This is a genomic window from Methanomicrobia archaeon (assembly GCA_011049045.1).
GTDB lineage: Archaea > Halobacteriota > Syntropharchaeia > Alkanophagales > Methanospirareceae > JACGMN01.
This window is the reverse complement of record DSCO01000059.1, coordinates 1-18,320: the sequence shown is the minus strand read 5'-3', so window position 1 is coordinate 18,320 and position 18,320 is coordinate 1. Positions and strand designations below refer to the sequence as shown.

Below are 18,320 nucleotides of genomic sequence, written 5' to 3'. Positions count from 1 at the left end.
TCTCCAGGGGCTAAAAAAGTTATATCGCTCCGGCACTCTACAGTAAGTAGAGCGTAAGGAGTACGGTAGTTGGCTGGAACAAGGGACTATTATACCATTCTCGGCGTGGAGCGGGACGCATCGAAGGACGAGATCAAACGAGCCTATCGACGATTGGCGAAGAAGTACCATCCCGATTTGAATAAGGAGAGTCCGAAGGAGGCGGAGGAGAAGTTCAAAGAGATCTCCGAGGCCTATGAGGTCCTGTACGATCAGCAGAAACGGGCAAATTACGACCGCTTTGGCCCTGCCGGCGTTAATTTTGGTCCTGGCGGCTTCGAATGGTCTGATTTCACGCACTATAACGATATCGAGGATATCTTCGGTGATCTGTTCAGAGGCATCTTCGGCGGTAATTTCGGTTTCGGCCGCACCCAGGGCAGGAACGCCAGCTCAGGGTTCGGAAGCACCATCTTCGAGGATCTCTTTGGCCACGGTTACGCACGACCCGAACACCGCTATGGCCCTGAGCGCGGGCGTGATATCCGGTACGATCTTGAGATCGAGCTGGAAGAAGCGGCGACGGGTGTGGCGAAGAGCATAACCATCTCGAAAGAGCACGTTTGCTCATCCTGTGACGGTACCGGCGCGGCGCCCGGCGGCGTGGCGTCCTGTCCTGACTGTGGCGGCACGGGTCAGGTGCGAAGAGCGCACCGCCAGGGCTTTGCGCAGCTCATTTCTATCTCCGCCTGCCCGCGCTGTGCTGGCGCGGGTCAGATAATCCAGAACCCCTGTACACACTGCAACGGTCGCGGGCGATTACGGATGACGAAGGAGCTTACCGTCAAGGTGCCGCCCGGCGTGGACACCGGCAGTCGGTTGCGCATCGCGGGCGAAGGCAGCGCAGGCGAGCGAGGCGGGCCACCGGGCGATCTGTACGTGGTGCTGCAGGTACGTGCGCATGACTTCTTCCTGCGGTCGGGGAACGATCTCCTCTGCGAGGTCCCCCTGCGATTCGCGCAGGCCGCGCTCAGCGATGAGATCGAGGTGAGCACGATTGATGGCAACAGTGAGCGGCTGAAGATACCGCCGGGCACACAATCGGGCACGACCTTTGTGCTGAAGCATAAGGGGATGCCGGACCTGAAAGGCCACGGCCGCGGGGATTTGGTCGTGCGCGTACGGGTGCAGACGCCGCGAAAGCTGAGCAAGCGGCAGAAGGAATTGCTCCTGGAATTTGATCAGGAGGAGCGTGAGCGCGAAGGGGACCACCACGATGATGCGGGTGAGCAGAAGGGCTTTTTCTCCTGGTGGCCTAAAAAGAACTAAACGAACGTGACTGAAATGAGTCTGGGGGGCGAGCGGTATGAGCACGGAACGCGCGATCAGGACACCGATACTCTCTGTCGTGGGGCACATCGACCACGGGAAGACCACGTTACTCGATTCCCTGCGCGGCACCGCGGTGGCGGAGAAGGAAGCAGGTCGCGTTACGCAGCATATCGGCGCCACGGAGATCCCTATAGAGACGATCAAGGCGATTTGCCAGCCCTTACGCTCTGATTGGTCCGGAATCAAGATCCCCGGGCTGCTCTTCATTGATACTCCCGGCCATCATGCTTTCGCCTCGTTACGCAAACGCGGCAGCGCGCTCGCGGACGTTGCGGTCATCGTGATCGATGTGATGGAAGGCTTTCAGCCGCAGACCTACGAATCGCTGAACGTGCTGCGGATGCTGAAGACGCCGTTCGTCGTCGTGCTTACGAAGATCGACCGGATACGGGGCTGGCACTCGAAGAAACAGCCCTTTATCCTCAATTACCGTACGCAGCCGGAATATCTGCAGCAGGAGATCGACACCCGGATTTATACCGTTGCGGGCGATCTACACGAGAAGGGCTTCTCCGCTGATCGATACGACCGGATAAAGGATTTCGCGAAGAATGTCGCCATTGTGCCCGTGAGTGCGAAGACCGGCGAGGGCATTGCGGATCTGCTCCTGGTACTGATCGGGCTGTCACAGAAGTACTTCGAACGCACCCTGGGGCTGCATGTGGAAGAGGCGGGTGTGGGCACGATCCTGGAGAAGAAGGAGGAGAAGGGGCTCGGCACCACGCTCGACGTGATCCTCTACGATGGCAAGCTGAGCGTCGGCGATACGATCGTGGTGGGCAGCACGGACGAGGAGCCGATCGTGACGAAGGTGAAAGGGCTTTTGAAGCCCCGAGCACTCCAGGAGATACGCACAGAGCGCAAATTCGAGCGGGTGAAGACCGTGCATGCCGCGGCTGGGGTGAAGATCGTGGCACCGAACCTGGAGTTCGCACTGCCCGGCTCGCAGGTGCGCGTGGTGCTTGCAGCGGAGAGTCGGGACGCGGTGAAAGCGGACGTGAAGAGCGCACTCGACGCGCTCAAATTGGCGACGGTGCCCGAAGGGCTCATTATCAAAGCGGACACCATGGGCTCGCTGGAAGCGCTCGCGCAGGAATTGAAGGAGCAGGGCATTGAGGCGATCATGCGCGCGGACGTCGGGAACATCTCGAAACACGATGTGATGGAGGCGACGACGGTGCGCGACCGGTATTTACGGGTGATCTTCGGGTTCAGTGTTGGTCTCCTGCCCGATGCGAAGGAGTTAGCTGAGCAGATGGCGCTTCCCGTATTCGTAAACGACGTGATTTACCGGCTGATCGAGGACTATGAGGCCTGGGTGAAGCACGAGCATGAGCAGGAGAAGCGCGCGCTGCTCGAGCGCATGAACACGCCTGCAAAGGTCAGGATACTGCCCGGCTGCCTCTTCAGGCAGAGCAAACCCGCGATCGTCGGTGTGGACATTGTAGCCGGCAAGATCAAGACCGGTGTGGAGCTCCTGAAGCTCGACGGCTCGAACATCGGCCCGATCAACGAGATCCAGGACAAGGGCGAACGGATATCACGTGCCGAGCAGGGGATGCAGGTCGCGATCGCGCTCCGGAAGCCCACCGTCGGCCGGCAGATTAACGAGAACGACGTGCTCTACGTGAACCTGAAGGAAGAGGAAGTTGAGGAGCTCAAGAGACACAGCGGCGTGCTCTCCCCCGAAGAGCTGGAGGTGCTCGAGGAACTGCAGGAGATCAAGCGAAGACGGCAGTTCCGGGCGGAATAAAACGCTACGGTAACCCCGGGCTGCTCTCTCTACGGGCGATCGCGAGCGCGATTACCGTCACTGCCTGGTTCCCGGGATCAGCACCGTGGCCGGGTATAATTTAAGTAAGAAAGGTGATAGTGTATGGTGGTGAACGTAAAGGGAGCACGAAGATGCAGATAGTGATAAGTGATTCGAAGACCGGAAAGGCGTACAAGCTCGAGGGCAAGGATGCGGAAGCGAACGCGCTGTTCATTGGGAAGCGTATCGGTGACCTCGTGGATGCGGACATCATCGGGCTCGGCGGTTACGTGCTGGAGATAACCGGTGGCTCGGACATGCAGGGGATGCCGATGCGGAAGGACGTTGCGGGATCGGCGCGGAAGCGAATATTGATCACGAGCCCGCCCGGGTACAATCCGAAGGAGCAGGGCAAACGCCGCCGGAAATCCGTGCGCGGTACTGAGATCTCCACGGAGATCTCGCAGGTCAACGTCGTGGTGAAGGAGTACGGTCGGAAATCGCTTGCGGATATCTTCGCCCCGCCTGCGGTGGAAGCGGCGAAAGGGGCGTGATCTGCTGTGCTGCGTACTCATCGGCCGGTTTCACGGCCATAAGATCGCTTCTGCTGCATGCTTCACCGCACCGCGGTGTTCATCAGGGGTATACACGCCGATTTTGTACCGCTTCTCCAACTCGCGACTGAGTAAGGCGACGAGCGAGGAGACTTCGCGTAAACTCCGGGACTCGTGCCCGACGACCACCTTCGCGGTGCTCTCTGCTAATACCTCGTTCCGGGGCTTTTGCACGTCCAGCAGCACGTAGCGTGGGTCAACGCCCGCACGCTGACTGAGCTCTAAGGTGAGCGCTTCCACCTCATGGTCGTCCCCTAATGTGTCAACAACGCTCGGGTCCAGATCGCTGAGGGTCGTATATACCGCGCGTTTGAACAGCCGTCGCGCCTCGATCCGCCTGATCATCTCCTGTGGATACCCGTCCGCGTTTCTGAGCTGGATAGTTATCTCCGCGTCGTCCATACGTCGCAGTGCGGCAGCGCAGTCATACGCATCGGTTTTTGCTCCTATAACGGCATCCAGAGCAGCCGTGAACATCAGCTGCGCGATCCGCCCGGTATGGTGGTTATAGACCGTCGGCTGCATCAGGAACCGCGAGAAGAGCAGATATTCGGCAGGCAGAATCCCCTTCTCGGTGAGCACGAGCTCGTCATTGACAAAATCCAGGCCGTGAATGAGGCGCGTGTTGTCCACCACGCCGTAGGCCACGCCGGTATAGTACGAATCACGTACCAGATAATCCATCTTGTCCACATCGATCTCGCCGTTGAGTATCCGCGAGAGATCCCGTTTCGTCCAGCACTCCGCCCGCTCTCCTTTGATATAGCCCCGCACCGCGCGCTTGTCCAATCTAAACGCATCGAGGATTTCCGCAATCGTCGGGGTAATCGTCTCAGACCTCCGGGCACCGTCCTGCTCGGCCCGCTCGGGGAAGAGCACCGTCTCGATATCCTCATGCCCCTTCCCGGTGTACTTCTTGAGCAGTGGCTCGGTCACGTGCGAGTACGGACCGTGTCCCACGTCGTGTATCAGCGCGGCCGCGAGCAGCTCTTGCTCTTCTGCTGCGGGCACCTCGAGCCGGTCGAGCAGCAGGCACAACAGATGATACGTGCCGAGCGAATGCTCGAACCGCGTGTGGTTCGCGCCCGGGTAGACGAGATAGGCGAACCCGAGCTGGTGGATACGCCGCAGCCGCTGCAGCTCCATCGTATCTATGAGCGCACGGGCGAGCTCATCGAATTCGATATAGCCGTGGAGTGGGTCGCGAATAACCTTCTTCATCGGACTTTCGTTCGTTCGTTCTTTCGTTCGTTACTTACGTACTCAGTTACATAAGAGCGATGGCTTTGAGGAGAGTAAGAAAAAGCTTTTATACGTACGTTAACGCGGCCACGATCCTTCGCACCTTCTCCACGACCTCGACCGCAGAGGTCCCGAAGATCCTGATCATCGGCTCCTTGCCCACCGCTCCACGATCGAAGATCACGTCGGGAACGAACGCTTTGCTCGCTTCCGCCACGCCCCAGTCCATCGTATTCGCGTCCTCCGGCTCGCGATCGCGCTCAAACGTGCTGACGGTCATCCCGAGCTTGTGACAGGCCGCAAGGATCTCAGGTGCAAAGGTAACGTTCAGTGCGCTCCGGTACGCGCGGTTTTGCGCCCGCATCGCCAGTATCAGTCGCGCCACGTGGTCACTGGCACCGAAGGCGACGCAGCCCGCTCTTACCCCCTCTGCCGTGCGGACGATCCGGCCGTCCACCGCGGCAACGTCCTGCACGCCAGTCGCACGGTCGATCGCCATGCCGATGTTCGTGCCCACCTCGGGTATCAACTGCTCGAACCCGATGGTCGCTTTCAACCTGCCCACTGCCAGCCGCACGTTCTCCGCAGTCCCGTATCGGTCTGCGTCTGTTTGCAGTCCCTGTGTTTGGTTCACCACGAGCAATCCGGACACGAACTCACCATTGACGATCGCGTCATGGACGAACCCTTTCGCCGTTGCAGCAGCCGCTTGCACCGGTTTCCCCTTCGCCAGCTCCGCAGCCAGGGCGGCGGAGAAGGTGCAACCGCCACCGTGCACGATCCGCTCCGATCTCACGAGCGGTGCGCTGATCTCCGCGAATGCGCCGTCGTAGAGCACATCCGTCGCTCTGCCCGCGGCGAGTTCATCCGCGAGATGCCCGCCCTTAATAATGACTGCCCCTGCGCCCAGCGCGTGGATCGCTCGTGCGGCTGCCTTCACCGCGTCTTTGGTCCTGATAGGCAAACCGCTCAGGATTTCTGCCTCGGGCACGTTCGGCGTGATCACCGCGCAGAGCGGCAACAGGTGCAGGGTCAGTGCATGGAGCGCGGCATCTTCGATGAGCGCCCCACCAGCACCTGCTTTCATCACCGGATCGAGCACGAACGGGATCTCAGAGCGTTCCAGCGCCCGTGCGACCGTCTCGATCATCACGGTGGAGTAGAGCATACCGGTCTTCGCGTAATCGACCCTGAGGCCCTCATCTGCCGTGATCGCGGCGAGCTGTGCCGCCACCATCTCGACCGGCACCTCGTGTACCGCGTGCACACCGGACGAATTCTGGGCGGTAATCGCGGTGATCACCGACATCCCGTGCACGCCGAGAGCCGCAAAGCTCTTGATATCCGCCTGTATCCCCGCGCCACCGCTGCTGTCCGAGCCCGCGATGGTCAGTACCCTCTTCGCTCGCATCAGTCCTTCCTCTTGCGAACTACCGAAGCATAGCCGAACGCTTTTGCCCGGAGTACCTGCACTACTTCACCTTGATCACACGGTATTTCTCCAGCATCTCCCGCGTAATGAACCCGATGCCGCACTGATTCCCGATGATCTCGATCGCGATCAACTTGTCCGGATGGTTCAGGTTCACCTTTGGCTTCCTGCCCTGTACCTTCTCCACCAGGTCAAAGAAATAGCCACCGACCTCGCGCTCCACCTTCATGCTCGAGATTGACTCTTTCATGCCACGTCGCTCCACGCGGATCCCGAAGGTCTCGCCCGGCTCGATCTCATCGATGTACCGCTCGAGCCGCATCTTCAACCGGTCGACTAACAGCTCGGGCGAGGTATAGAACGTATCCTCAATGGGAATTACCCGCTGCAACGTCGGGTATTTCCCCTGCTCCGCATCCTCGAGGAACTCCACAATATCCTCGACGTGCCCGATCACCACGTCCCGAAACCCCGACCGCTCAAATTCGCCGTCCGGTTCCAGAGCTGCCAACAGTTCCTGCTCGCGATCGCCATCACCTATTACTATCACGTTCCAGTCTTCCAGCATGCGCTCCCTCCTTTCTTCTTTTTAGTTAGGCGTGCAATCCTGAAGCTCGATCGTTTAGTTTATGTTATATGCCCTTTACTACCAGCACCCGGAGCTGCAAACGCGCGTCAAAACCTCCCTGCATGCTCTTACCTTTAACTTCGGCGTCATTCAATATTAACTAACTAACTATATATAGCCCCCGGCCCTCAGGGTGACTGACTAACCGAGCGATGCGGTGATCTGATGGCTCATCGCACCTGATGGGGCTGTATGTATGTATGTATGTATGTATGTATGTATGTATGTATGATCGAGGTATCATAGTAGATATACTTTCTATAACTGTGTGTGTGGGAGGCCGAAGATGCGCGAACCCGGACGAGACCAGGTGGCAGTTTCTGTCCTGTTCCCGGCACATAACGAGGCGGGTAAGCTCGAAGCGGCGGTAGAACAGACGAAGCGAGCGATAACTGCAGTTACGCCCTCGTACGAACTCGTCATCGCTGAGGATGGCAGCACCGATGGCAGCGCTGAGCTTGCGCGCGCTATCGCCGCGGACGATCCGTTCGTGCGGCATATGCACAGTGACGCGCGCCTGGGCCGCGGGAAGGCGCTCAATCGCGCGTTTAAGGCCGCTCGAGGCGAGGTCATCATGTTCATGGACGTGGACCTCTCCACCGATCTGGCGTATCTCAAGCCGCTCATCAGCGCCATCCGCGACGAGCACTATGACCTCGCTATTGGCTCGCGCCTGCTCAGGGCGAGCGAAACGAAGCGATCGTTGAAACGAAGCGTACTGAGCACCGTGTATAACTTCCTCGTGCGACTCATATTGCACTCGAAGCTGCGCGATCACCAGTGCGGGTTCAAAGCCTTCCGCAGAACGTCCCTTCTCCACCTGCTGGATGAGATCCAGGACGAGCACTGGTTCTGGGATACCGAATTGCTTGTGCGCGCGCAGCGCAAAGGGTACCGAATCAAGGAGCTGCCCGTGCACTGGGAGGATAAAGGTGCCGCTAACACCAAGGTGAAGGCGGTCAGCGATAGCGCCGTACTCTTCTCCAGCATAATCCGGCTCTATTTCTCCTTGAGGCGAAAGAAAGACGGAGATATTATGATAGACAGACAGACAGAAAGATAGATAGGTAGATACCATGAGAGTGCTCTTCTACACCGGCAAGGGCGGCGTGGGTAAGTCGGTTATCTCAGCGGCAACGGCACTGAAACTGGCGCAACGCGGCTATCGTACACTGTTCATCTCGACCGAGCCTGCTTATGCCCTTTCCACACAGTTCGAGACCGACGTTCAGTCTGTGCCCACGCAGATCGCCGCGCAGCTCTGGGCACTGCAGATCGATCCGCTCCGTGAGATCCAGGCGAACTATCAGCGCATCCACGATTATGTGCTCGCACTCTTCAGGGTCGAAGAGCTGGATGAGCAGCTCGTTTATGCCTTCGCCTCATTACCGCTGACCAGCGAGCTCATCGCGCTCCTGAAACTTGTTGAGTTCGGTGACGCGCACGCCTACGATGCGGTTGTCCTTGATACGCTCCCGTCGGGTGAATCCTTGAGGAACGTCTATCTGCCGGCGCTGCTCGGCTCGAATGCCGCAACGCTCATCAAATTGACCGCTCCGTTTGCGGCGGTCGCGAAGGTGGCCGAGCCGATCATTGGTATCCCTACTCCCGACCGGCAGGTGCTCGACGAAGATATCAAACTACTCGAGACGCTCAGGAACGTGAAGCGCATCATACACGATCGCGAACACACCAGCTTACGGGTGATCGCAACGCCCGATACCGCCAGTATCCAGAGCATGAAGCGGACGTTTCTCCTCGCACAACTCTACGGGATCAACGTTGATCTCGCGATCATGAACGGGGTCATGCCGGACGAACTGCTCCAGTCGTGTTCGGCCGTCTGGAGCGCGGAGCAGGAGCGTAATCAGGCGGAGCTGGCGGCCGCGATTCGACCCGTGCCGCTCAAGAGACTCGAGCTCGTCCCGCCACCGATCCGCGGCCTGGCCAGTCTTTCAAGCATCGGTGAGGCGCTCTTCGGCTCAGAAGACCCTGCACAGATCTATTACACCGGGGAGCCCGTGAAGGTTCGAACGACCGAGGCGGGCCTCGAGCTTCTGGTGCCGCTGCCGTCCGCGAGCAACTGCGCGGCCCGCTGTGAGGTCGAGCGCGTGGGCGAGGATCTCTCGGTGGTGATGGCGACCGAGCTGGGCGAGGTACGGAACTTCGTCGCGTTACCCGCACGCGCACGTGCAATGCGGCTCGTAAAGGCCAAACTTGTCGAGGACGGACTCCGAATATCCTTTATTAACCCGTAATTCAGAATGGAAGGTGTGTATAGAGCTGGGGACGTGACGTCTCCACGATTCATGAGCTCTACAGTACCCAAACGAGGAACTAAAAACGCATGCGCGTAATCTTTTATACCGGCAAGGGCGGCGCGGGGAAATCGGTCATCTCCAGTGCCACGGCGCTGGCGCTCTCCCAGCGAGGCTATGAGACCCTGATCATCTCGTCAGATCCAGCACATACGCTCTCGGACGCGCTCGAGACTGATGTGCACTACCGGCCGACGGCGATCATGGAGAAGCTCTGGGCGGTGCAGATCGATCCGATACGGGAGGCGCGGGAGTCCTACGGGGCGATCCAGGAGTACGTCGTCTCGCTCTTCAAGTCAAAAGGGGTCGATGAGGTGCTGGCCTACGAGATCGCCGCGCTGCCGAATATGACCGAGTTCGTCTCGCTCTTGAAGCTGGTCGAGTACGTGGAATCGAAGCAGTACGACGTGATCGTGCTCGATACCGTGCCCTCGGGCGACGCGCTGAAGAACATTTATCTGCCCACGCTGCTCGGCTCTACAGCCACGAAGGTGATCAAGCTCGTGGCACCGTTCGTGGGCCTGGCGAAGGTGGCTGAGCCGATCGTGGGGATCCCCACACCGGGCAAGGAGGTCATCAGTCAGGATATCAAGCTCCTGCGGATACTTCAGAGGCTGCAGAAGATCATCTCTGATCGTACGGTCACCAGCTTACGCTTGATCGCGAATCCCGAGGCATTCAGCATACAGAACCTGAAACGGACGTATCTGCTCGCCAACCTCTACGACATTAACGTCGATCTCGCGGTGATGAACAAGATCATTCCCGAAGGCGTGCACGATGCGTACTTCAGGGACTGGAAAGAGGCGCAGGAACGGTATATAGCGGATTCAGAACTGGCATTCCATCCACTGCCCTTGAAGAAGCTCCGGCTCTTCCAATCTGAGGTAAAGGGCTTGAAGCTCCTCACTGAGGTGGGCCAGGAATTATTCGATGGTGAAGATCCCGCACAGGTCTATTACCAGGGGCATGCGATCACCGTCAAGGAGATCGAAGGCGGCCTGGAAGTGGTCGTGCCGCTCCCGTCCACGGGCAATTACCGTGAAGTGACCGAGGTGGAGCGAGTGGGTGAGGATCTTTCGGTCGTTATCGCAACTGACATAGGCGAAGCGCGTAATTTCATTCCGCTTCCCGCGATTGCGCACCTCATGAAGCTTGATAAGGCGAAGCTCTTAAATGACGCGCTCCATATATACTTCACTGATGAACGATGGAAAAAGGAGAAAAAATGAGTTGGGAAGATGAAGATCTGGTCAAGGCGGTTCGCATTCTTGCGGGTACCGCGACGGTACCCTTCAAGATCGCGTCAGACCTCACGGGTAACGCTCTCGGCTCGCTGGAGGGCTACGTGTCCCAGCCCTCGAAGCTCGCGGCGAAGCTCATCGAATGGCGGATCAGTACCCTGCAAGCCTTTACGAAGCTGATCGAGAAGGAGATCACGCTCCTCGAGCAGTACAAGACCGAGCTCGAGCCTGAACCTGAGCGGAAGGAGACCGTCACGGTCTCGGTCGAGTAGTGGTATCGTTCTACAAACCATTCGACGAGCGTAAGCGCATTCCAGGAAGCGCGAAGTACCACGTGCAAGGGCGTTTTGGGCGGCCGTTTACCATCCTTTAGTGGCGCTGTGCTGCATGCTCATGTGTCTTTTATGTATCCACTGATAATACAACAAGCGGTAGAGACATGACCGAACAGAATCCGTTTGTGATGGCGCAGAAACAGCTGGACGAATGCGCGGCGATACTCATGCTGGACAAGGATGTGCACGAGTTCTTACGACATCCTATGCGGGAGCTGCATGTATCCATTCCGGTACGGATGGATGACGGGACGACGCGGGTCTTTCAGGGGTTCAGGGTTCAGTATAACAATGCGCTGGGGCCGACGAAAGGCGGTATTCGATTCCATCCTGCAGAGACGATCGATACCGTGCGTGCGCTCGCGGCCTGGATGACCTGGAAGTGCTCGCTGCTCGGATTACCACTGGGCGGCGGCAAAGGTGGCGTTGTCTGCGATTCGAAGTCGCTCTCTGAGCATGAGCTGGAGCGGTTGAGCCGGGCGTATATCAATCAGATCTGGCAGTTCATCGGGCCCGATAAGGATGTTCCTGCCCCTGATGTGTATACGACCTCGCAGGTGATGGCCTGGATGATGGATGAGTATTCAAAGCTCGCGGGCCGCAACATCTTTGGCTGTATCACCGGTAAGCCGGTCTGCATCGGCGGCTCCTGTGGCCGCGAGGATGCGACCGCGCGTGGCGGGATGTACACGATCCGGGAGGCGGCAAAGGAGCTCGGACTTAACCTGAAGCATGCAACAGTTGCCATCCAGGGCTACGGCAACGCGGGCTGTAACGCGGCATTTCTCTGTAAAGAGCTCTTCGACGCGAACGTCGTCGCGGTAAGCGACTCAAAGGGTGGCGCTTATAATAAGAACGGGCTGAACCTGGAGCAGGTCTGCAGCTACAAAGCAGCTACCAGGTCGGTCGTCGAGACACCGGATACGGCGGCCATCACGAACGCGGAGCTGCTCGAACTCGAGGTGGATATCCTCATCACCGCCGCGCTGGAGAACGTGATCACGGAGCAGAACGCGGGCAATATCAAGGCGAAGATCCTCGCAGAGCTCGCCAACGGGCCTACCACGCCCGAGGCCGATAAGATACTCTACGAGAAGGGCGTGCACGTGATCCCGGATTTCCTCTGTAACGCCGGCGGTGTCACGGTCTCGTATTTCGAGATGGTGCAGAACATCAGCATGTACTGCTGGCCCATTGAAGAGGTTTACGAGCGCCTGGAAAAGAAGATGACGGCCGCATACCGTTCTGTGCTCGATGCCTCACGGGGCTATGGTATCAACATGCGACAGGCCGCATACGTCGTCGCGGTTGATCGTGTGGTGGAAGCGATGCATTTACGTGGCTGGGTTTGAGGTCGCAGCTTACCGCAATCCGCGTGTAGCAGGCGGAGGAACTAGCCCTCACAGGATTGTTCCTTCCTCATTCTCAGTGTCTAGTATGTTATTGAGCGGGCACACCGCGCTTCGAGCGGGCCACCAGATGCACACCCACGATCATCGGATACGCGCCGTATTCCAGCGTTGATCGCCCGTAATCGGTATGAGTGAGCCCGATGGCAAAATACGTTTCATGCCGCCGCAGATACGTGAGCATGCGCCAGCCGCAGGTCCACCGGTGCTTCCGTTTCATCTCGGTCCAGGCATCGTAAAAGGCCGCGCAGCGGCAGGGCCACCGCCGGTATACCCTGCCTGCGCCATCTTTGAAATTGAACCGTATATACTGCTCGTACTCCGTCTCGCGCTGCTTCGACCGCGCGCGCTCTTCGTAGACCTGCAGGATCCGCGGCTTGATCAGACCCAGGCTCCGCCCGTGAGTGAAAACAGCATCAACTGACTCGTCGCGATGCTGCGCTAAAAATAGTCGCTGCTCTTCTTCGGACAGCTCGTGCTCCACCCCGCGGCAGTACACGAAGAACCGATCCTCTTTGCGCGCATGGCGGCCACGCCATGCATCGAGATAGACCGTGGATACGCAGCGGTTCTTGAAGAGCGGTCTCGTCGCGGCGAGCAGTTCGACGGCGTGAACGCCCTGCGGCCGCAGCCACGCGCCCTGCTCATCGATGCCCGCGATGCAGACCTTCCCTTTTTCGGGTCGGGCGATCGCGAGCACCGTGAGCTTCGTCTCCGTAACGTCGCGGAGAGGCTCGATCGGCGGTGCAAGCTTCGTTATGCGTGCGTAACGGCCGGCAGTGAGCCGCCGCACACCGGCTGCTCCCCGGCATGCCGGGGACGCGTGCTCGATGCGTACGTCGTCACTGACCGCGAGTGCGCCGCTGGCCACGAGCGCGGGCTGATCGTCCCTGAGCGATACCCGCCGATAATTACCTTCAGTGGCGAGGATCAGCTCAACGACCTGCTCAGCTGCTTCGCCACCACCAGCACGGGCAAGGAGTCTGACCACCTTCACGGTTACTGTTGCCATATGCAATTGACCGTACAGTAGTTTAACCCATACCAGCAAATAAAAGGGTATGTATGCAAGTAACTTTGCTCTGTATGACTAATGACCGAAGCGACCGTGCCCGACGCGCTCTTTGTTTGCGCAGTCACCTGCTTCAGTCCGCTTCATCAGTCAGGAATGATCCGAGCGAAGCAGGAAACGGCGCGCGTGGTCTTCCCGCGCAGCGAGGTGGAGAGACAGCGAAGAACCGGCACTGAAAGGCACGCGAACAGCGTACGACCGTGCGCGCTAGCCCGTTCTGTGGGGCCCGTTTGGGCCGCCTTTTTGGTCTTGAAGGTCCTTTAGGCAGGCCGCGACCCGCGAAGAAAGAGCAGCACCCAGCTTCTTCTTCTTCCGCGCTGCTTACCGTCCATCGCGCGCTTCCGCTGCTCCGGGCGCCTTCAGGCACCGCGCTGACACTGCAGGTCAGTCAGCGTAACGGCACCGGTGGCCCGTCGCAGACCCTTAATTCCTTCTTGGTCACGGGAAGCGTCTTCAATTCACAGCGCAGGGCCCGTGGAGTGGATACGGACCTTATAAATTCCTGTTGCGATCGCGGCTTCCGGGGCCGTGTTGAAGCACCGAAACGCTTATATACCCGCAACGAGAATTGCTTAGTACGGATAAGTTGCTCACCTTCTTTAGCGGAGCCATGATTGGCGGCTAAAAAAAGGTGGTAACTAACTGGGATACCTGCAGCGGACGGCGAGATCAGCCGGTCCGAGATCATCAGGAAAACTTAGGAGGTGAAAAAATGGATAAGAGAATAATCTTTGGTATGGTGAGTGCACTCTTACTATTCATCGTGGTTGCAGCTCTTGCACCTATGGCAACCGCAGATGTTCAGGCTCAGGGGATTTTAACCCAGGGGAAATCAGGGCCCACAAGTGTTCCTGCACAGGTCGGTTATCTGGTTAATTTCAGCATTTCGGTCCAGAACCCTATACAGCCGAACCCCGGGGCAGGTGCCTGGACAGGACGTGTCTATGAGGTGCCACCGGGTGCCGATCCGAACGATCGAGACAACAAGGTTGGCTGGGTAGAACTAACGGCAGCGGCAATTACCCTGGCCGAGGGCAGTCCTGCGGTAACCTACTATTACAATTATGCGCTTACCGCTGCGGATGTGGCAGCCGGAAATATAACGAACAATATGGCGGCCATTGGTAAGCATGACGACGGTACGTGGTCCAACGGTACCGGACAGCACAATGTTACACTTGAACCGCATGTGCCACCTCATTTCAACATCAGCTTGTACGGCTATGGCTGTCTCGCGGTGCAATTTGTGTGCACCTCGTATGATCCCGACGGCCATGTGGTGAACCACACCTGGGACTTCGGCGACGGGACAACTCAAGGCCCGATTTCAGGAGGCGCAAGCTCGCCGATCCACACCTATGCGACCTGCGGTTGGAAGACGGTTAAGGTCTCTGGGTACGATAACCAGAGTCTGTACAACGAAACGGTGAAAGCTGTCTATGTAGCCTGTCCCCCGAAAGCGTATGCGTCTGCTGATCCGCGCTGCTTCGAGGAAGGCGGTACCGTGATCACGTTCACCGGTAGCGCGACAACAGATCCCAATGTGTCGGGGTTAACCATCACGACTTGGTCCTGGAGCTTCAGTGACTGTGGTACGGCAACTGGCCAGGTGGTCTCAAGGGTTGTTACCGAGCCAATCACCGCGACCCTTACCGTTAAAGATTCAAACGGCTGTACGGATACCGCTACGGTAAGTGTCGGCCCGTGCACCCAGGCGCCACTGCTGAGCCCGATCGGGCTGATCGCGCTTCTGGGAGCACTGAGTGCCGTATTGATCCTGGGTATTCGCCGTAAGGTGCGTTAGTTAGTTAAATAGGAACAGTGCCACACAGATGGATAGGGGGCTTTAACCCCCTTCACCTTATTTTTAGCCCATATTCCACATTTTGAGCTTATAAATGAGATTGGTTTTTGATTTTTCTCCTGCTCTAACCTTTTGGTGGAGTAAGTTTTGAGCTTATACTCGCAGTGATGAATAACATCCGGATTTATCCTCTTATTTACCTACTTTTCACCTCGATCTCGCATGAGGTAGCGTATCAGGTTGTTCCTAACGGCCCCTTTATCCCTCCTTTAGTGCCTCGATAGTTCCTTAATTATCCACAACCATATACCCTTGTATACTCACTGCCTGGCAAAGAGAATTTTAGCAGGTAGTGGCGTTATATTCAGTATCTTCACCTTCTTTGAGCCGATAACAAAGGACGGTAATTCCCTCAAATACCTTAAAGACACGCCTGATTGTTGGGCTCTTCGTTGGCTTCTTCCTCTGATCCGGTAGTGTCTCACCTGTTTCCGCCAGGGCAGCTCGTAATTCATGCTCCGCCAGGCTATAAATCATAAGGGCAAGCCCCCTTATCATCACCAGTGCAATTATCCTTCCCTCATTCTTCAGAAACATACTGTGCGCGAAGAACAACGGGTCTTTAAGGGATCTGAATCCTCTTTCTGCGTATTGCAGCTCGTTGTAAGCCGTGAGCGTCTCCTCACCACTGAGCTTCTCACGATCCCAGCTCGTTGGTCGCACCAATGAACGTGCCCCGTCTCTGCAGCTCCTTCTCAATCGCAGCTTCGTCCGCCTCACAGCTCGCCTTACTGTACTATCCGTGCTCTAAGTCCTCCGCCGTTCCTCTGTCGCCTCTCCTCAAATTCCACCCCTTCTCCGTCGCCCTCAGGGCATGCAAGCCGTCTTCCTGTGAATGGAATGGCTGATGAGAGACGTGCCAGAGCTCTTTCTCAGCCTTCGCCCTCCCCTTCTCTATCCTCTTCTCCAACGCCACCCTCTCTCGCGAGAATGCCTTCTCTGAAAAGACCACGATCCACCGCTGCTTCACACCTCCTTATAGCTTCCAGAGATCTCTTCCACATTCCGCTCCGAATAAAAGGCGCTGTCCCATACCCATATCCGGTCTTCCCCCCATCTCCCGCAGGGAAGAACCGTATCTCTTCACGATCTCCCTGAAATGGTTCTTATCAGCGGCATTACCGTTCAGAACCGGTATAAAAACCGGCAGATCGCCGTCCATGACCCGGGAGATGACGAATTGCTTCAGGTCCGGTCTGCCGTCCTTTGAGTACCCGCAGGTTATCTCGAGTGGCACGGCGTCCAGATCGCCCTCTTTATGCTCATAGCCGCCCGCGAGGCTCATCGAGGTGGTGTCATTATGGATGAATCGCCCCCGTAACCCTTATAGGCTATCATGAAGCTGCGATACGCGAAGATACTTTCAGGGCACGCGCGGTAGAGCTTGTCCAAAGTTCGTCCTAAGACATCGTTATTGAAGTCCTCCACGTTCATTTCCGCCCGTATCAAGATCTCAATAGGCTTCGTCTCCAAGAACTCGGGGAAGTGGTATGGGGGTCTGTCAACGAGTCCAAGAGCATTCAGCACCATAGCAACGACCGCCTCACCACAGGTCACCTTCTGGCGTGGATCTACACCCAGAGACCGGTCAATCTCCTCAACTAAGCCAATCTCGCGATACACCTCGGTCTATACTATCCCCAGATGGTTCAGGTTCCTGCTGCTCTACGCAGCTTCGGCTAAGTTCATCGGCTCATCCTGCAAGGATAGTCCAATCGGGAGGCATAACGTTCGATAAAAAACCCGTATTTAACGATGTCGCCCCTCGCGCTACGCAGTATAAATTCAAATTTTGAGATGGGCTGTATCAAGAATGTGCGGAATACGGGTTTTAGCGTATTTTGCTATTATTATCGTCTGCATCAGTTTTTTATTTTATATAATTTGTATTCTCGGTCTTCTGGCGTTGGTTGCAAGGATCATGCTTCAGCGATCGTTTATATAACACGTTTACCGCGGCACAACCTCAGGCAGCGAGCAAGCAACTCCTGCTCTGCTCTGCTCTTCCTGCCTCATGATCCAGCTAAAAGGGTAAGCACCCCCTGGGTCGCTGCAGCATCCAGAGCGGGCGTAACGTTTTTATAGTGAGAACGCGAAGATATGTTCACTCCTCGCGCTACCGGTAAGCGAAGGCGGCGCGGAGTGAGGAGCGAGAGCGACGGAAGCGGGGCGGTAAAGTCGAAAGCTTTATATACCCCCTCCGCGCATCAAACAATTAGGAGGTGAAACGAAAAAAAGATGACTACAAAAATGAACAAAGGACTAATAGGTATTACACTAGCGTTTATCATGGTTGCTTCGATCTTCGCAGCGATCGCACCCTCGACAACAGCAGAAGTGGAGTCCCAGGGGCTTTTAACCCAGGGTAAGTCAGGGCCTTCTGTGGTTCCGGGAATCGTCGGCTATTCGGTGCCTTTCGAAATTTTTGTCGCGAACCCGGTGCAGAACGCGTCCGCAGGAGATTGGACAGGAGATGTCTACGAAGTGCCCCCAGGGTTTGATGAAAACGATCGACAGAACAAGGTTGGCTGGATAAAACTAACGGCAACACCGATTACCCTATCTCAGGGCGGCCCTCTACAATCCTATGGGTACGATTATGCGCTCACGCAGGCAGACGTAGATGCGGGCGGTGTGCTCAACAAGATGGCGGCCCTTGGTAAGCATGAAGATGGCACGTGGACCAACGGTACCGGACAGCACTTTGTGTCAATTGTACCACTAACACCACCCGAGTTCGAATTCGAGTGGGAAGCTATTGGCTGTCTCGAGGTGGAATTTGATCCTTCGTACACTGCAGAAGGCACGACGATCGTGAACCATACATGGACCTTCGGCGACGGCACTACTGCAGGACCGATCGCAGGGCCACCAGTCGCTATCACACACACCTACGCCACCTGTGGCGTGAAGAGTGTCACACTCTCCGGCTGGGCCGATAACGGCCTTTCCGGGGCATTCACGGACCTTATCTACGTGGACTGCGGTCCGACAGCGGTAGCGAAACGGAGCCCGAGCTGCTTCGATGCTGGCGGGAC

At 57.2% G+C, this 18,320-nt stretch carries 18 protein-coding genes; 10 read left to right on the top strand and 8 right to left on the bottom strand.

Going from position 1 to position 18,320, the window contains the following annotated elements; genetic code table 11:
• The first annotated feature begins 69 nt into the window (after nucleotides 1-69).
• The 3 genes from ENN68_08225 (at nucleotide 70) to ENN68_08215 (ending at nucleotide 3,678) form a co-directional block, all read left to right on the top strand.
• Nucleotides 70-1,308 carry a molecular chaperone DnaJ gene (locus tag ENN68_08225; GenBank protein HDS46054.1) on the top strand — a complete coding sequence of 413 codons (1,239 nt, stop codon included), beginning with the start codon at nucleotides 70-72 and terminating at the stop codon, nucleotides 1,306-1,308.
• A gap of 37 nt (nucleotides 1,309-1,345) precedes the next feature.
• The gene (locus ENN68_08220) at nucleotides 1,346-3,124 is read left to right on the top strand and encodes a translation initiation factor IF-2 (GenBank protein HDS46053.1); all 1,779 of its coding nucleotides are present in this window, start codon (nucleotides 1,346-1,348) and stop codon (nucleotides 3,122-3,124) included.
• A 152-nt stretch (nucleotides 3,125-3,276) separates the two neighbouring features.
• Complete coding sequence (locus ENN68_08215; GenBank protein ID HDS46052.1) at nucleotides 3,277-3,678, top strand: 30S ribosomal protein S6e; 402 nt, start codon at nucleotides 3,277-3,279, stop codon at nucleotides 3,676-3,678.
• A 30-nt stretch (nucleotides 3,679-3,708) separates the two neighbouring features.
• On the opposite strand, the gene ENN68_08210 is transcribed toward ENN68_08215, so the two are convergent.
• The 3 genes from ENN68_08210 to ENN68_08200 form a co-directional block, all read right to left on the bottom strand.
• Nucleotides 3,709-4,959 (bottom strand): HD domain-containing protein, encoded by a 1,251-nt coding sequence (locus ENN68_08210; GenBank protein HDS46051.1) that lies wholly within the window; start codon nucleotides 4,957-4,959, stop codon nucleotides 3,709-3,711.
• A gap of 88 nt (nucleotides 4,960-5,047) precedes the next feature.
• Nucleotides 5,048-6,391: a bifunctional hydroxymethylpyrimidine kinase/phosphomethylpyrimidine kinase gene (gene thiD, locus ENN68_08205; protein ID HDS46050.1), complete on the bottom strand. Its 1,344-nt coding sequence runs from the start codon at nucleotides 6,389-6,391 to the stop codon at nucleotides 5,048-5,050.
• Nucleotides 6,392-6,452: 61 nt separating this feature from the next.
• A complete protein-coding gene (locus tag ENN68_08200; protein ID HDS46049.1) occupies nucleotides 6,453-6,980 on the bottom strand; it encodes a hypothetical protein in 528 nt (175 codons plus the stop codon).
• Between the two features lie 346 nt (nucleotides 6,981-7,326).
• On the opposite strand from ENN68_08200, the gene ENN68_08195 reads away from it, so the two are divergent.
• From ENN68_08195 to ENN68_08175, 5 genes are all read left to right on the top strand, one after another.
• The gene (locus tag ENN68_08195; GenBank protein HDS46048.1) at nucleotides 7,327-8,103 is read left to right on the top strand and encodes a glycosyltransferase family 2 protein; all 777 of its coding nucleotides are present in this window, start codon (nucleotides 7,327-7,329) and stop codon (nucleotides 8,101-8,103) included.
• Nucleotides 8,104-8,116: 13 nt separating this feature from the next.
• The gene (locus tag ENN68_08190; GenBank protein ID HDS46047.1) at nucleotides 8,117-9,298 is read left to right on the top strand and encodes an ArsA family ATPase; all 1,182 of its coding nucleotides are present in this window, start codon (nucleotides 8,117-8,119) and stop codon (nucleotides 9,296-9,298) included.
• An 89-nt stretch (nucleotides 9,299-9,387) separates the two neighbouring features.
• Nucleotides 9,388-10,590 carry an ArsA family ATPase gene (locus tag ENN68_08185; protein HDS46046.1) on the top strand — a complete coding sequence of 401 codons (1,203 nt, stop codon included), beginning with the start codon at nucleotides 9,388-9,390 and terminating at the stop codon, nucleotides 10,588-10,590.
• Nucleotides 10,587-10,874 carry a hypothetical protein gene (locus tag ENN68_08180; protein HDS46045.1) on the top strand — a complete coding sequence of 96 codons (288 nt, stop codon included), beginning with the start codon at nucleotides 10,587-10,589 and terminating at the stop codon, nucleotides 10,872-10,874. Before ENN68_08185 ends, ENN68_08180 begins: the two co-directional genes overlap by 4 nt.
• A 167-nt stretch (nucleotides 10,875-11,041) precedes the next feature.
• A complete protein-coding gene (locus tag ENN68_08175; protein HDS46044.1) occupies nucleotides 11,042-12,289 on the top strand; it encodes a Glu/Leu/Phe/Val dehydrogenase in 1,248 nt (415 codons plus the stop codon).
• A gap of 88 nt (nucleotides 12,290-12,377) precedes the next feature.
• Here the strand turns inward: ENN68_08175 and ENN68_08170 are convergent, their stop codons facing one another.
• On the bottom strand, nucleotides 12,378-13,358 hold the full coding sequence (locus ENN68_08170) for a hypothetical protein (protein ID HDS46043.1): 981 nt from the start codon (nucleotides 13,356-13,358) through the stop codon (nucleotides 12,378-12,380).
• A gap of 772 nt (nucleotides 13,359-14,130) precedes the next feature.
• Here ENN68_08170 and ENN68_08165 point away from each other — a divergent pair.
• Nucleotides 14,131-15,222, top strand: coding sequence for a hypothetical protein (locus ENN68_08165; protein HDS46042.1), 1,092 nt, complete (start codon nucleotides 14,131-14,133; stop codon nucleotides 15,220-15,222).
• A gap of 342 nt (nucleotides 15,223-15,564) precedes the next feature.
• Here ENN68_08165 and ENN68_08160 read toward each other — a convergent pair whose 3' ends face one another.
• From ENN68_08160 to ENN68_08145, 4 genes are all read right to left on the bottom strand, one after another.
• Nucleotides 15,565-15,948 carry a hypothetical protein gene (locus ENN68_08160; GenBank protein ID HDS46041.1) on the bottom strand — a complete coding sequence of 128 codons (384 nt, stop codon included), beginning with the start codon at nucleotides 15,946-15,948 and terminating at the stop codon, nucleotides 15,565-15,567.
• A 70-nt stretch (nucleotides 15,949-16,018) separates the two neighbouring features.
• Nucleotides 16,019-16,252: a hypothetical protein gene (locus tag ENN68_08155; protein HDS46040.1), complete on the bottom strand. Its 234-nt coding sequence runs from the start codon at nucleotides 16,250-16,252 to the stop codon at nucleotides 16,019-16,021.
• A 6-nt stretch (nucleotides 16,253-16,258) separates the two neighbouring features.
• On the bottom strand, nucleotides 16,259-16,567 hold the full coding sequence (locus ENN68_08150; protein ID HDS46039.1) for a hypothetical protein: 309 nt from the start codon (nucleotides 16,565-16,567) through the stop codon (nucleotides 16,259-16,261).
• A complete protein-coding gene (locus tag ENN68_08145) occupies nucleotides 16,564-16,905 on the bottom strand; it encodes a DUF4277 domain-containing protein (protein ID HDS46038.1) in 342 nt (113 codons plus the stop codon). The genes ENN68_08150 and ENN68_08145 overlap by 4 nt, the downstream gene beginning before the upstream one ends.
• A gap of 615 nt (nucleotides 16,906-17,520) precedes the next feature.
• Between ENN68_08145 and ENN68_08140 the strand changes: the two genes are divergently transcribed.
• The coding region (locus tag ENN68_08140; protein HDS46037.1) for a hypothetical protein at nucleotides 17,521-18,320 on the top strand (800 nt) is incomplete at its 3' end.